The sequence below is a fragment of the Colwellia sp. 6M3 genome, from assembly GCF_014077595.1.
GTDB lineage: Bacteria > Pseudomonadota > Gammaproteobacteria > Enterobacterales > Alteromonadaceae > Cognaticolwellia.
Genome location: NZ_JACGWF010000010.1, coordinates 31,861 through 46,265 on the forward strand (window position 1 = coordinate 31,861; position 14,405 = coordinate 46,265).

At 38.0% G+C, this 14,405-nt stretch carries 13 protein-coding genes; 9 read left to right on the forward strand and 4 right to left on the reverse strand.

Annotated elements, in window-relative coordinates; genetic code table 11:
- Positions 1-102: 102 nt before the first annotated feature.
- The 8 genes from H4J50_RS03990 to panC all read left to right on the forward strand — a co-directional run bounded on the left by H4J50_RS03990 (position 103) and on the right by panC (position 7,155).
- Positions 103-897, forward strand: a complete 795-nt coding sequence (locus H4J50_RS03990; RefSeq protein ID WP_259366154.1) for a hypothetical protein — start codon at positions 103-105, stop codon at positions 895-897.
- 105 nt (positions 898-1,002) lie between these two features.
- Positions 1,003-1,713 carry a DNA/RNA nuclease SfsA gene (gene sfsA / locus H4J50_RS03995; protein WP_182254586.1) on the forward strand — a complete coding sequence of 237 codons (711 nt, stop codon included), beginning with the start codon at positions 1,003-1,005 and terminating at the stop codon, positions 1,711-1,713.
- Positions 1,714-2,009: 296 nt separating this feature from the next.
- Positions 2,010-2,450 (forward strand): RNA polymerase-binding protein DksA, encoded by a 441-nt coding sequence (gene dksA, locus H4J50_RS04000; protein ID WP_108454986.1) that lies wholly within the window; start codon positions 2,010-2,012, stop codon positions 2,448-2,450.
- A 32-nt stretch (positions 2,451-2,482) separates the two neighbouring features.
- Positions 2,483-3,367 carry a tRNA glutamyl-Q(34) synthetase GluQRS gene (gluQRS, locus tag H4J50_RS04005; protein WP_182254588.1) on the forward strand — a complete coding sequence of 295 codons (885 nt, stop codon included), beginning with the start codon at positions 2,483-2,485 and terminating at the stop codon, positions 3,365-3,367.
- 67 nt (positions 3,368-3,434) lie between these two features.
- Positions 3,435-4,889, forward strand: coding sequence for a polynucleotide adenylyltransferase PcnB (gene pcnB / locus H4J50_RS04010; RefSeq protein WP_182254590.1), 1,455 nt, complete (start codon positions 3,435-3,437; stop codon positions 4,887-4,889).
- Positions 4,889-5,380 carry a 2-amino-4-hydroxy-6-hydroxymethyldihydropteridine diphosphokinase gene (gene folK, locus H4J50_RS04015; protein ID WP_182254592.1) on the forward strand — a complete coding sequence of 164 codons (492 nt, stop codon included), beginning with the start codon at positions 4,889-4,891 and terminating at the stop codon, positions 5,378-5,380. The genes pcnB and folK overlap by 1 nt, the downstream gene beginning before the upstream one ends.
- Positions 5,381-5,433: 53 nt before the next feature.
- Complete coding sequence (panB, locus tag H4J50_RS04020) at positions 5,434-6,228, forward strand: 3-methyl-2-oxobutanoate hydroxymethyltransferase (protein WP_108454982.1); 795 nt, start codon at positions 5,434-5,436, stop codon at positions 6,226-6,228.
- A gap of 78 nt (positions 6,229-6,306) precedes the next feature.
- Positions 6,307-7,155: a pantoate--beta-alanine ligase gene (gene panC / locus H4J50_RS04025; protein WP_182254594.1), complete on the forward strand. Its 849-nt coding sequence runs from the start codon at positions 6,307-6,309 to the stop codon at positions 7,153-7,155.
- A gap of 80 nt (positions 7,156-7,235) precedes the next feature.
- On the opposite strand, the gene panP is transcribed toward panC, so the two are convergent.
- From panP to H4J50_RS04045, 4 genes are all read right to left on the reverse strand, one after another.
- Positions 7,236-8,864 carry a pyridoxal-dependent aspartate 1-decarboxylase PanP gene (panP, locus tag H4J50_RS04030; protein ID WP_182254596.1) on the reverse strand — a complete coding sequence of 543 codons (1,629 nt, stop codon included), beginning with the start codon at positions 8,862-8,864 and terminating at the stop codon, positions 7,236-7,238.
- A 424-nt stretch (positions 8,865-9,288) separates the two neighbouring features.
- On the reverse strand, positions 9,289-9,978 hold the full coding sequence (locus H4J50_RS04035; RefSeq protein ID WP_108454979.1) for a tRNA (guanosine(46)-N(7))-methyltransferase TrmB: 690 nt from the start codon (positions 9,976-9,978) through the stop codon (positions 9,289-9,291).
- A 44-nt stretch (positions 9,979-10,022) separates the two neighbouring features.
- Positions 10,023-10,796, reverse strand: coding sequence for an ABC transporter permease (locus H4J50_RS04040; protein WP_182254598.1), 774 nt, complete (start codon positions 10,794-10,796; stop codon positions 10,023-10,025).
- A gap of 5 nt (positions 10,797-10,801) precedes the next feature.
- A complete protein-coding gene (locus H4J50_RS04045) occupies positions 10,802-11,743 on the reverse strand; it encodes an ABC transporter ATP-binding protein (RefSeq protein WP_182254600.1) in 942 nt (313 codons plus the stop codon).
- A 173-nt stretch (positions 11,744-11,916) separates the two neighbouring features.
- On the opposite strand from H4J50_RS04045, the gene H4J50_RS04050 reads away from it, so the two are divergent.
- A complete protein-coding gene (locus H4J50_RS04050) occupies positions 11,917-14,223 on the forward strand; it encodes a S9 family peptidase (protein ID WP_182254602.1) in 2,307 nt (768 codons plus the stop codon).
- Positions 14,224-14,405: the final 182 nt, after the last annotated feature.

The following is a 14,405-nucleotide window of genomic DNA, read 5'->3' on the forward strand; positions in this document are numbered from 1 at the left end:
GCTCACGTAGTTTAATATATTTGAGCATTTATAATACAAGGTTTTAAAAAAATGAGCTTGAGTCACTATAAAATTAATTATTTTCTCATAGTATTTTTCCTGATGATGGCAAACCATGTTCAAGCCCATAACAAGAGCTGGATTTTAATCGATAATTTTGAACAAAAAAATAACCTTGTCGGGTGGACCAAAGCTGATACTAAAAATGACACTGCGCCTAACATCCCTACCCCTCAGGTCACTGAACAACGTAGTGAAAAGTTACATTCAAAAGATAATACTTACCTAATTAAAAAACCCGCTGCAGAAAATATTATAGGCAACCGAAAAGCCCTCACCTATAAAAAGTTGCCTGTACAGGTAGCCGTTGGAGAAACCTACACGTTTTATACTCGAATAAATGTTGAGTCTTTCCCTAACAATCATGCTTTTGGCATAAGCAACATGCACCCGAAAGACATTGAACTTAACGATTATAACGCTTTTGAACCCACGCTCAGAGTAACCGATAAAACTGAATCGAATGGCTTAATCAATACTGGGGCGCTTATGGTAAAAGTCGACAAAGGCTACGCTAATATTATTAACCCTGTAACCCAGCAAGATGCAAAGCCTTTAATAGCAGGAGTTTGGTACCAAATATGGTATGTCGTGAATAACGCCTTATTAAGTGATAATGGACAAACGTATGATGTATACATTCAAGGCTCAGACGAATTTCCTACTCAGACAAAAGTTTATACAAATGCTACATTTAGAATGGCGAGAGAATTGCCGCTTATATATTTTCTAATGAATGCTAATACTGGACCAAAGTCCCACCCTTATGGTAACGGTGGGGTAAAGTATGACGATTTATATATGTCGAAAAACGTGAACCTATCGAAGCCTATGTAAATGATAAGCGAGTGTTTATATCTGCCAATGAATTAGCAGTTCAAGACTGAATAACGTAAAATAAACGAAATACTCTTTACCATTCAAAATAAACCATTCAATAAAATGGAAATTAACCTTAAAAAGGCGACGTTGATTAAACGTTACAAACGTTTTCTCGCCGATATAACATTAGAAGATGATAGTGACTGTACCATTCATGTAGCAAACACAGGAGCAATGAGTGGCTGTGCGATACCTAATGATATTGTTTGGTATAGTACTTCTGACAATTTAAAACGCAAATATTCTTTTAGCTGGGAATTAACACAAACTCAAAATAATGACTTTATTTGTGTCAATACTATTCGCGCTAATCAACTGGCAGAAAAAGCCATTTTAAATGGCACTATTTCAGAGCTACAAGGATTTGAAACATTAAATCGTGAAGTTAAATATGGTGAAGAGAATAGTAAAATAGATTTCCACTTAACCAATAAGAATGGTTTTGAAACTTTTATTGAAGTAAAAAGTGTAACACTACTTGAAGATAATCAAGGTTATTTTCCTGATGCGGTCACACTTCGCGGGCAAAAACATTTACGTGAGTTAATAGCCGTTGCTGCAAAAGGTCATAGAGCGGTACTTTTATTTGCTGTGCTCCATTCAGGTATCAATGACGTAAAACCTGCTGAACATATTGACCTTAAATACACAAAGCTATTACGTGAAGCAAGCCAACAAGGCGTTGAAATCATAGCTTACAAAGTTATATTTAAAAAAGAACAACTTAAATTTAACGTTGCTTTAACCAACAAAGTCCCTGTAATACTTTAGCGATAACTAAGAAATAGCAAGAATAATGATTGACGTAGGGGCTATAAACTTGCTAAAAGAGCTTGCTCAAAAATTATTGTCACTTTAATTAAAGTTTAGACAGCAGATAAGATTAAAAAATACTTTCAATTTTATCATGATTATTTATCAATTAAGCCTTGAATTTTATACTAGCTAACACAATATATGTGGAATATTACAGGTCTACATAAATTGGCAGTTGCAACCAAGCGATGACGTTACATGATGTAACGATGCACCGTCGAATTAGGTCTAGTAGCATTAGGAGAATTAGCATGCCAACACAGAAAACATTAGGTATTTTAGCATTAGCGGGCGTTAACCCTTACGTCGAAAAACCTAAAGAAGAATACATGAATGGCGCGCAACTAGAACATTTCAAGAAAATTCTAGATGCGTGGCGTATACAACTTCGTCAAGAAGTCGATCGTACCGTAACGCATATGCAGGACGAAGCAGCAAACTTCCCAGATCCTGTTGACCGTGCGGCTCAAGAAGAAGAGTTTAGCCTTGAATTACGTACTCGTGACCGTGAACGTAAGCTAATAAAGAAAATTGAAAAGACTTTACAATTAATCGAAGACGATGACTTTGGTTTTTGTAACTCTTGTGGCATAGAAATCGGTATTCGCCGTTTAGAAGCCCGTCCAACTGCTGATCTTTGTATTGAATGTAAAACATTACAAGAAATCAAAGAACGCCAACTCGCAGGTTAATACCTTCGACCTTGTTGGAATTTAAGAAAGCTATGCGACCCAATATTGTTCAACAATATCGCGGTCGCTTTGCTCCATCCCCTTCTGGTCTTTTACATTTCGGTTCTTTAATTGCTGCATTGGCGAGTTATCTAGACGCTAAGCATAATAACGGCCTATGGCTTGTTAGAATTGAAGATATTGATCCCCCAAGAGAAAAAGCAGGTGCGAGTAAAGACATTCTGCAAACCTTAGAACTTTTTGGCTTGCATTGGGATGAACAAGTACTCTATCAAAGCCAACAAAGTTCGCTATATCGCGAAGTATTAGCCGATTTAGCCCAACAAAACCTCAGTTATTATTGTCACTGTACTCGAGCTCAAATTAAAGCTCTTGGTGGTATTTACCAAGGCCATTGCCGAGGTTTAGCACAGCCAGAAGCTGACAGTGCTACGCGTGTAATTAACACTTTCGGTATTTCACAATTTAACGATATTATTCAAGGCCATGTCGCTTGTAATCAAGAGCTTGCGCAAGAAGATTTTATCGTGCTAAGAAAAGATGGCTTATTTGCTTATCAATTAGCAGTGGTGGTTGACGATATCTATCAAAATATTACCCATGTTATTCGCGGCTGTGATCTGCTCGAACCAACAGCACGACAATTGAGCTTTTACCAAACATTGCAACAAAAACCGCCAAGTTACGGCCACTTTCCTTTAGCCGTTGCTAAGCCTGGATTTAAATTAAGTAAGCAGAATAACGCACCAGAAGTTGATAAAAACAATCCCATCCCTTCACTATTTTCAGCATTAAAATTTCTTGGCCAACAACCGCCTAATGAGTTACTTCAAGCCAACGTTGCTGAGCTTTTAAGCTGGGCAATCACTCATTGGTCGATAAGCCAAGTGCCAAAATCACAAGAAATCGTTCTATAAGCCTTTTTTTCACACTGTTTCCATTCTCTTTTTGCTTGCACTGTTATATCATTGCGCGAGAAATTTAATGATAAAACTGGGGTCCACCATTATCAAAAGCGTCATCAATTTGTGTAAAAAAGTACTTGGAAAAACACGAAAAAATAACTCTACTCTGCCTTCATTTGAGCAGCCAATTATACTTTCTCGTGATCAGCACCCTGTATCTAGAAAACACATGAGTCACAATGCTTTAAAAGTATTGTATCGCTTAAATAAAGGTGGCTATGACGCTTACCTCGTTGGCGGTGGTGTCCGCGATATTATTTTAGGTTTAACGCCTAAAGATTTCGATATTGCGACCAATGCAACCCCTGAACAAATTAAAGCCTTGTTTCGTAACTGTCGTCTTATTGGTCGTCGCTTTCGTCTTGCACATATTGTTTTTGGTCGTGAAATTATTGAAGTTGCCACATTTAGGGGCCATCACGACAGTGATGAAGATAAAAATTGTCAAAAAACGTCAAAGCAAAGTGAAGATGGTATGTTACTGCGAGACAACATTTATGGCAGTATTGAAGAAGACGCTGAACGTCGAGACTTCACCATCAATGCGCTTTATTATTCAGCCAAAGACTTTAAAGTTTATGACTTTGCCAATGGCGTAGCAGATGTTTATGCCAAACAAATTCGCTTAATTGGTGACCCAGAAACACGCTACCGTGAAGATCCCGTTAGAATGCTTAGGGCGATTCGTTTTTCGACAAAACTCGGCATGGAAATTCATGCAGATACTAAAGCACCCATAAAATCTCTAGCTCCGCTGATGGCTAATATTCCGCCAGCTCGCTTATTTGAAGAGTTTTTGAAGTTGTTTATGTCAGGTAAAGCGGTAGAAAACTTCCAATTGCTTCGTGAATATAGCTTATTTCAGTATTTTTTCCCTGCAGTAGATCAACAACTTAATCAACAATCTCAAGTATATTTAGCCGACTTTATTGCCCTTGCAATGAAGAATACTGATTATCGAGTTAATAATGATCAACGTGTAACACCCGCATTTTTGTTTGCTGCAATGCTTTGGTATCCAATGCAAGAGCATATAGAGCGCTTGAACAGTGAAACACAACTCACGCCACAAGATGCATTTTTTGGTGCATTAAGCGAGATAATGTCAGAGCAACAACGCAGTATCGCTATTCCAAAACGCTTTCAAGCGGTAATGAAAGATATTTGGATTTTACAAGAAAAATTAGCGCGTCGAGATGGCAAGCGAGCATATAAAGCGCTTGAGCATCCTAAGTTTAGAGCAGGTTATGACTTTCTTTTGTTACGAGCTGAAATTGAAGGTGACATCAACAAAAATGTTGAGGAAGTTGCTGCACTTCAAGAATTGGCTAAATGGTGGGGAGATTTTCAAGCCTGCAATATAGAAACACAACAAGTGATGGTTAAAAGTGTAGTGGCAAACAAAAGTGGTCCTCGCCGAGCAATTCGAAAGCGCAGAAAGCCTCGAGTACAAAATTCGAGTAACGAAGCGTAATGCCACTCGCCTATATTGGATTAGGTAGTAACTTATCTGATCCTCAAGCACAAATATCTGCCGCGTTAGAGAAATTGCGCCAACTTAAATGCTGTATTGTAACTCAAGTATCTTCTTTATATTTCAGCCGTCCCATGGGGCCGCAAGATCAACCTGATTATATGAATGCGGTAGTGGCTATTGAAACTAGCTTAAGCGCTATTGAGTTACTTGAACAACTGCAAGAAATTGAAAACATGACTGGTCGTATTCGAAAAGACAATCGTTGGGGCGCTCGAATATTAGACTTAGACATTATATTATTTGATCAACAAGTCATTAATACTGCACGCTTAACCATTCCACATTACGGCTTAAAGCAACGAGAGTTTGTATTACTGCCGTTAGCTGAAATAGCACCCAATCTATTTTTACCGGATGGTGATAGTATTAATGAATTGGCCAGTAAGATAGCGAAAAATGGGCTAAAAATTCACAGTAAGTTAAGTTAGAATATCAACGTTAGCATTATAATAATACGGCATCATAAACAACGGAAAATAATATGGCTAAAATAACAACTGCCACCTTAATGAAAATGAAGCAACAAGGTGAAAAAATAACCACCATTACCGCTTATGATGCCAGCTTTGCGAAACTATTCGATCAAGCAGGTATTCACGCCATATTAATTGGTGACTCTCTAGGCATGGTTTTACAAGGCCATGACGATACTCTCCCCGTTGATATTGACCAAATGGCATATCACACACAATGTGTAAAACGCGGTGTTGAAAACACTTTAATTATTGCTGATATGCCGTTTATGAGTTACGCAACCACTGAACAAGCCTATATAAACGCTGCTAAATTAATGCAAGCGGGTGCTAGTATTGTAAAAATTGAAGGTGGTGAATGGTTAGAAGAAACGATTAAAGGCCTAGTTGAACGTGGTATTCCTGTTTGTGCTCATTTAGGTTTAACACCCCAGTCGGTCAACGTTTTTGGTGGGTTTAAAGTACAAGGCAGAGACAGTGCCAAAGCTCAAGAAATGATCGAAAATGCCAAAGCATTAGAAGCCGCTGGCGCTCAGTTACTCGTGCTAGAATGTATTCCAAGCAGTTTAGGCAAGGCTATTACTGAGGCCGTATCGATACCTACCATAGGTATTGGCGCAGGCAAAGACACCGATGGTCAAATTTTAGTTATGCATGACGCCTTAGGTATTTCGTGTAGTTACATGCCGAAATTTTCACGTAACTTTTTAATCGATACTGGCGATATTCAAAAAGCCGTAGAGCTGTATATTGACGAAGTCAGTAAGGGTAATTTTCCTGGACCCGAGCATATTTTTAAATAAGTATTATCAATAAGATTAATTTCTAGGGTGCTAAGAGCAAGTGAGCACTTTAAACATCGAGTAAAAAGTAGAATAACCATGCAAACAATTGAAAAAATTTCGAGTTTACGCAGCGAAATTAATCTTTGGCGACAAAAAGGCCTTAAAATTGCTTTTGTGCCTACTATGGGTAATTTACATCAAGGACATATTGCCTTGGTTGAAAAAGCCAAATTAGTTGCCGATAAAGTCGTGGCGAGTATTTTTGTTAACCCGATGCAATTTGGCGTAAATGAAGATATTGATAATTACCCTCGCACAATGGCTGATGATCAAGCAAAACTATTAGCCGCTGGTTGCGATGTATTATTTACCCCAACACCCGCTATTATTTATCCTAAAGGGCTTGAAAACCAATCATTCGTTGAAGTGCCCAATGTGTCACAAAGCTATTGTGGCGAAAGCCGTCCAGGGCATTTTCGTGGTGTAACAACGGTTGTTTGTAAATTGTTTAATTTAGTACAACCTGATATTGCTTGCTTTGGTTTAAAAGATTATCAACAAGTACAAGTTATTCAAACCATGGTTGAAGATTTATCCATGCCAATTGAAATAATTCCCGTTGAAACAGTCCGAGAACTTTCAGGCTTGGCTTTAAGCTCGCGAAATAATTACCTCAGTGTTGAAGAAAAGAAAATAGCGCCGGCATTGAGCCAAAATATTCAATGGCTAGCGAAAGAAATTCAACATAATAATGACTTCATTGGCTTAGCAAAGAAGGCCGCTGGCTATATCGACAATGCAGGAATGAGAACGGATTATATTCATATTTGTCACGCCCGCACACTGCAACCAGCCAGTGAAGACGATAAAGAATTAGTCATACTTGCGGCAGCGCACTGCGGTAAAGCCAGGTTGATTGATAACTTACAAGTGCAATTAGCTTAAATATATTTCGGTGAGTTGAGCAACGTACTTACGAACATTAAAGCGACTACTTAGTTAGTCGCTTTTTTATGCCATGAACTTTATTTCAGCGATAAAAGTTGAGGGAGAAAGTTTTCACTCTCTTGTGCTAATAGCACTTGCTCTGCTAACACATCTTGTAGAATAGTTTTTGACGTTAACGGGTTGGCTAATACCACTCTAAAAACTAACGTTTTACGACCTTGGTATTTTTGTACTTCGATACGGGTTCTAGAAACAAAAGACTTGCCATTTTCACGTTGACGCTTTTGAATGAATTTTGTCAACTTATCAAGCAATAGGTTCATTTCTTCTTGTTTTAGGTCATCAGCATTAGCCAATACTTTTTGTACACAAGCAGGGTTATAGCGATACGTTAATAAGCATAATTCTGGTTTAGTGACCAATTCAAAATCGGCATGTTGGGTGATCAACTCGGCAAAATAATTCGCTTTTTCAATACTATTATTAATCAGTAACTCATAGCCAGGTCGACTAATAACGTGCAATGCAGAGTACACCAACATTGCCATACCAGGTCTTGAACCTTCAAGCGTATGGCTACCTAAATCTTTTGATCCTTTGCGCAAAATATATTCAGCATGGTGTTCAATTGCAGCAACAGAAGCAGGGTTTTTAAACACCACTAAGCCAGCTCCCATTGGCACATACATTTGTTTATGTGCATCAATAGTCACTGAGTCGGCTAACTCTATACCTTTTAGTAGTGGACGATACTTATTAGATAGAAGAGTCGCGCCACCCCACGCTGCATCAACATGAAAGTGTGCTTGGTAGCGTTGAGCAATATCAGCCATTTTATCAAGCGGGTCTATATTGCCAGTTTCAGTGGTGCCAGCAACACCCACTATACTGAGTACCCGAATATTCTGGCTTGCTAACTGCTGACATTTAGCTTCAAGCAGTTTGCAGTCAATTTTATTATTTTCATCGGTTGGAATAGCAATAACACTGTCTTGGCCTATGCCTAAAATATCTGCTGATTTTTTCAGAGAATAGTGACCACGTGCGGAAACTAAAATAGCTAAGCCATCGTATTGATAGTGCTTAAGTGCGTTAAACAAGCCCTCTCGTGCTACACCTTTAAAGTTCCCATTAGGTTTAAGCAAGTTATTACGCGCCACCCAAAGTGCCGTTAAATTTGCTACAGTCCCACCTGAACAAAACGCACCCAAAGAATGATTCGCACTGTGCATCCATTGCTGGTAAAAGGGTTCGTCATCTTGGTAAACCAAACGATGCATCATACCCAGAACTTGTCGTTCCATTGGGGTAAATGCTTTAGAGGTTTCTATTTTTACCAAATTTTGATTTAAGCCGACCATCAATTTCGAAAGCGGTAAAATAAAGTACGGTAAAGCAGAGGTCATATGACCGATAAAATTTGGACTTGAAGTATGAACGGACTGAGACACTAACTTATCAAGTAAGTGCTGCATATGGTCTGAAACAAAAGCAGGCTCTTCAGGGATCTTAGGATCCGCAAAATCTTTTTCAATTTCGCTTAAAGCTTGTTCAGTGGCCGCAATGTGCTCACCCAGAAAACCAGCTAAGTTCTGAGATATGTCATTCTCAATGCGTCCCAATGTAGAATCGGGTGCAACTGGAATGGTAAAAATACGATGTAAAGACTCTTCAGATACTTTTGCCGCGCGTTTACTGACCGTCATACTTATTCACTATTAACTACTTGCCCGAAGCAAGTTGAGGTTTATATAAGATCGGCACTTTAATAAAAATAGCAGCAAATGTCTCGTTATTTCCACCAATTTTGATGTTAAAAGCAAATTTTAATTGCAATAAAGTTGCTCTTAGCCCAGCAGAGTTGCGATATAAACTAAGCCGAGTTCAACAATCGCTAAACTACTTAATGCCATCATAAATACAGTTTTTTTAATATTATTAGTCATGGTATTCGTCCTAAATTTCACGTTGATATAACTAAGTAATATCAACATTCAGGCCAAAACTGTAACCACTTGAAATAAAAGGTATAAAACAAAATAACGCTTATAAACCAGTTAGGTGATTCATAATTATTAGCTAATAAATTGTTAATTTAACCAAAATATTGTCTTTAATTTAACACTAGAATTATTTGGAAATATGCAATTGCCAACATTGCTGGCCACTTGCATGAAATTTAGCCTCAAATGGGGTTAGAGGCTGAGTAACGTTAATGGTTGATATTGTGCCTTGGAAATTTAAAATGCCCGCTGCCACTTGAAACTCTTCCAAATAAAGTAGCCAATTACTGCGTAAAATAATTTCCTGCCCTATAGCGACTATTTGTGGAAAAACCGCACTGCCGTGCCAACGTCTTTGCACATGTTTAGCTTTTGGCCAAGGATTTGGATATAAAATATAATGCTGAGTAACTTGCCAATTAGCGGCAACTACCAAACGATAAAAATCATTTAAATCAGCACGTACTAAATGAAAATTATTAACTGTGCCTTCGCCATTATCCAGTTTAACTTCATCAACGTTACGGTTAATTCTATGGGCTGATTTATCAACACCAATAACTAAGGCATCAGGATTTTGCTTTGCTATTAAGCGCGTACTTTGACCAACTCCACAACACGAATCAAGAATAACCTCACCTGAAAAAGCCTGCACAATTTCATTTATCTCATCAAAAGCTTGCTGAGTGTGTGCTTGTATCGGCTTTTGAGAAGGATGCGCAATATGCTTGTTAACAATTTCAACCAGTTTTTCATGTACACCAGGTTGATTCGTTACAATGGCTTTAGAGTCACCGGTTATTTCCGTGTTGTTCATCAAATACTACCTATAAAAATTCAATACGTTAATGACTAATGATATTAGCTTCTTAAGCCAATACCTTTAGTAATTAATACCATAGCAATGGTATATAAACTGACAATAAACACACCAAGTACAGCAAAAGACAAGGTTAAGCTAACATCAGAAATGCCTAAAAAGCCATATCGAAAGGCGTTAACCATATATACAATAGGATTAATTTGAGAAACGCCCTGCCAAAACTCAGGTAATAAACTGATAGAATAAAATACGCCACCTAAATAGGTTAATGGCGTAAGAATAAACGTTGGAATAATCGATATATCGTCAAAACTGCCAGCAAAAATAGCGTTAATTAATCCGCCTAAAGCAAAGGTGGCTGATGTTAGCGCAACCGTTACAATAATGACCCAAATATTATGAATTTGAATATCAACAAAAAACATTGAAACTAAAGTCACAATGCCCCCCACTAACATCCCTCGAGCCATACCGCCACCTACATATCCAGCAACAATAACCCAATTAGGCACAGGTGCCACTAGCATTTCTTCTACGTTACGTTGCCATTTGGCACTGAAAAATGACGAGGCAACATTAGAGTATGAATTAGTAATAACACTCATCATGATCAAACCAGGCACAATAAATGACATATAGTCAAAGCCACCCATTTGCCCAATACGTGAACCAATCAATGAACCAAAAATAACAAAATACAAGCTAATGGTGATTGCTGGTGGTACTAATGTTTGCACCCAAATACGCATAAAGCGGTGGATCTCTTTATGCATAATACTTTTAAGCGCAATAATATTTCTAGAAGATACCATAATATTTATTCCTTAACCGCGCTATTGTTTGATACTTTACCACTACCCACTAGCCCTACAAATAGCTCTTCTAGTCGATTACTCTTATTACGCATACTTAATACTTCAATGCCTTGATTATTTAGTTCTGTAAACACTGAATTAATCGTTTGAGTTTTTTTCACATCAACTTCTAATGTGTGTCCGTCAATAACTCTAGAACTTAATCCAGCCAACTCGCTAGGTGAACTGTTAGGCTTCAAATCAAACACAAATGTTTCAACATCTAATTTAGCGAGTAACGATTTCATATCGGTATTTTCAACAATAATACCTGAGTCAATAATGGCAATGTTACGACAAAGCATTTCTGCTTCTTCTAAATAATGCGTCGTTAATATAATGGTGATACCTTGTTTATTAAGCTCACGTAAAAACTCCCACATTGAGCGTCTAAGTTCAATATCAACACCCGCAGTTGGTTCATCAAGTATCAGCATTTTAGGCTCATGCATTAAAGCGCGTGCAATCATTAATCGACGCTTCATGCCACCTGAAAGCATACGGGCTGCGTCATTGCGCTTTTCCCATAAATTAAGCTGCTTTAAATATTTTTCAGCTCGCTGTAAAGCTAACTTGCGCTCAACACCGTAGTAACCCGCTTGGTTAACCAAAATTTTCATTAATGATTCAAACTGATTAAAGTTAAACTCTTGCGGCACTAAGCCTATAAAGCTTTTAGCTGCTTCAAGTTCTTGATCAATATCATGACCAAAAACGGCTACTTTTCCGGCAGTTTTATTCACTAATGAAGTAATAATACCAATAGTGGTCGATTTACCTGCACCGTTAGGGCCAAGTAAAGCGAAAAAATCGCCTTGATTAACTGTCAGGTCAATACCTTTAAGTGCCTGAAAGCCACCTTTATAGGTTTTAGTTAATCCGGATATTTCTAATGCTGGTAGCATAGCGAACCTCAAAATAATTGCGTGTCATTAATGTGGGGGCAAGTTAGATATTTTCAACAACAAATTTAGCGCTTATAACGCTAATAATGACGAACTAACAAAATGTTAGGATGAATGCGTTTGCCTTGCCTAAGTATAAAACTTAAAGTAGACAAAAACATTAAGGATAAACCATGTTTATAAATAAACTCTTGCATTGGGGTGCTTTAACGACCATTTCAATGTCATTAATTGCTTGCCAAAGTACCAATGAGCAGGCCACAACTAAAAGTGTAACTACAGTGCCTTTAACCCTAGAACGTATTTATCAAGAGAGTGAATTTAGCTCACAGTGGCTTGGACAAATTCGTTGGTTAGCCGATGGAAGTGGTTATACCGCGATTGAAAAATCTAAAAAAGCAGCAATTAGCGAAACAGGCGCAGAGCAAACCACAAATGTTGGTGAAGACATTGTTTTTTATGATCCAAACTCACTAGATCGTCAAGTGCTTATTTTTGCAGAACAACTAATCCCAAGTAACAAAGAAACGCCCTTATCAATTGATAATTACCTTTGGTCAGACGACCGCTCGCAAGTGCTTATTTATACCAACAGTAAAAAAGTATGGCGTTCAAAAAGCCGTGGTGATTATTGGATATTAAACCTGTTAACAAATAAGCTGAGTCAATTAGGCGGTAAAGCAGTAAAAGAAAGCAGCTTAATGTTTGCCAAATTTTCACCCGATGGTAAAAAAGTCGCTTATGTCGTTGGTAACAATATTTATGTTGAAACGATTAAAAACAACAATATTACGCAATTAACTTTTGATGTCGGCAATGGCCTTATTAATGGTTTGTTTGACTGGGTTTACGAAGAAGAATTTTCAATCCGAGATGGTTTTCGTTGGAGCCCCGATGGTAAAAGCATTGCTTATTGGCAGCTAGACACTAGCGGCAGTAAAGACTTTATCATGATCAACAACACTGACGAACTTTATCCTACGTTAACGACATTTCCGTACCCAAAAGTAGGCGAAGAAAATGCTTTGGCTAAAATTGGTATTGTTAATGTAAAAAGTACTAAAACCACATGGGCAAAACTGCCTAATAATTCACGCGAAATGTACGTACCACGCATGAACTGGTCGGGTAATTCTGAGCAAGTATTAATTCAGCACGTTAACCGTAAACAAGATACAAATAAACTTTATCTCACCAATATCAATACTGGTGCAGTAGATCTAATACTTACTGAGCAAGAAGAAACCTTCTTAGACTTTTACGATGATGCTAAATGGCTAGAAAATGGTACTGACTTTATTTGGAAAAGCGAGCGAAGTGGTTGGCGACACATCTACAAAGTATCTCGTGATGGTTCAACTATGGTGAACTTAACCCCTGGTGAATTTGATATTACAGACCTACAAACGATTGACGAGAAAAACGGCTGGATATATTTTATAGCATCACCTGACAATGTAGCTCAACGGTATTTATATCGCAGCAAACTTGATGGTTCATTATCAAACCAACGTATAACACCTGAGCAATATTCAGGCTCAAATCGTTACCAAATGTCGCCCGATGGGCAATGGGCGATTCATACACACTCAAGCTTTGCTCAACCAAGCCAAAAGCAGTTAATTAAAGTCGAAGCACATCAAAGTAAGCATTTGTTAATGGGCAATAAAAAACTCAATGAGCAATTGGCTGTGTTAGCAAAACCTCAACATGAGTTCTTTCAAGTAACGGCACAAGACGGTGTTGTGCTTGACGGTTATATCATGCGCCCTGCTGACTTTGATGCCAGTAAAAAGTACCCTATTATTTTTTATGTTTACGGTGAACCTGCAGGACAAACAGCACAAGATAAATGGCGCGGCAATGCTTACTTTTGGGATCAAATGTTGACCGAGCAAGGCTTTATTGTCGCTTCAATTGATAATCGCGGCACACCCGCCCCTAAAGGCCGAGAATGGCGTAAGTCTATTTATGGCGCCGTAGGTATTTTATCTTCACGGGATCAAGCTGACGCGCTTAAAGCCATGACTGAGCGTTGGTCTTATATTGATGTAGACCGTGTAGGTATTTGGGGCCATTCAGGTGGCGGCTCAATGACCTTAAATATGTTATTTCGTTATCCTCAATTATATAAAGTAGGCATATCGTTAGCTCCTGTGGCTGATCAACGCCTATACGACAGTATTTATCAAGAGCGCTATTCAGGATTATTATCAGATTATGCCGAAGGGTATAAGCAAGGTTCTCCTATAACGCATGCCAAGAATCTACAAGGCAAGCTATTGCTCGTTCATGGTACGGGTGACGATAACGTGCATTACCAAGGCACTGAACGTTTAATTAATGAATTAATAAAGCATAACCGCCAGTTTGACTTTATGTCATACCCCAATCGCAGCCACGGTATTCGTGAAGGAGAAGGCACTACTTTACATTTAAAAACCATGATGACAAATTATTTTAATGAACATTTAAAGTAACTTAATTGGTATTTAAGCCCGTATTTTAAAATGAATACTTTACTAAGCCTGCCATTGCAGGCTTTTTACTTTTTTATCTAAAATTAGTGATTTTCACTAAATAGTCATTACATTAACTACAGAGATAAAATAGATAAGAGTTAATCTATTGATAAATAAGTATATAAATATTGGCTTCGACT

Bases quoted from the DNA above. Each gene is read 5' to 3' on its own strand.
- H4J50_RS03990 (WP_259366154.1), top strand. From the start codon at position 103: ATGATGGCAAACCATGTTCAAGCCCATAACAAGAGCTGGATTTTAATC.
- sfsA (WP_182254586.1), top strand. From the start codon at position 1,003: ATGGAAATTAACCTTAAAAAGGCGACGTTGATTAAACGTTACAAACGT.
- folK (WP_182254592.1), top strand. From the start codon at position 4,889: ATGCCACTCGCCTATATTGGATTAGGTAGTAACTTATCTGATCCTCAA.
- panC (WP_182254594.1), top strand. From the start codon at position 6,307: ATGCAAACAATTGAAAAAATTTCGAGTTTACGCAGCGAAATTAATCTT.
- dksA (WP_108454986.1), top strand. From the start codon at position 2,010: ATGCCAACACAGAAAACATTAGGTATTTTAGCATTAGCGGGCGTTAAC.
- H4J50_RS04035 (WP_108454979.1), bottom strand. From the start codon at position 9,978: ATGAACAACACGGAAATAACCGGTGACTCTAAAGCCATTGTAACGAAT.
- gluQRS (WP_182254588.1), top strand. From the start codon at position 2,483: ATGCGACCCAATATTGTTCAACAATATCGCGGTCGCTTTGCTCCATCC.
- panP (WP_182254596.1), bottom strand. From the start codon at position 8,864: ATGACGGTCAGTAAACGCGCGGCAAAAGTATCTGAAGAGTCTTTACAT.
- panB (WP_108454982.1), top strand. From the start codon at position 5,434: ATGGCTAAAATAACAACTGCCACCTTAATGAAAATGAAGCAACAAGGT.
- H4J50_RS04050 (WP_182254602.1), top strand. From the start codon at position 11,917: ATGTTTATAAATAAACTCTTGCATTGGGGTGCTTTAACGACCATTTCA.
- H4J50_RS04045 (WP_182254600.1), bottom strand. From the start codon at position 11,743: ATGCTACCAGCATTAGAAATATCCGGATTAACTAAAACCTATAAAGGT.
- pcnB (WP_182254590.1), top strand. From the start codon at position 3,435: ATGATAAAACTGGGGTCCACCATTATCAAAAGCGTCATCAATTTGTGT.
- H4J50_RS04040 (WP_182254598.1), bottom strand. From the start codon at position 10,796: ATGGTATCTTCTAGAAATATTATTGCGCTTAAAAGTATTATGCATAAA.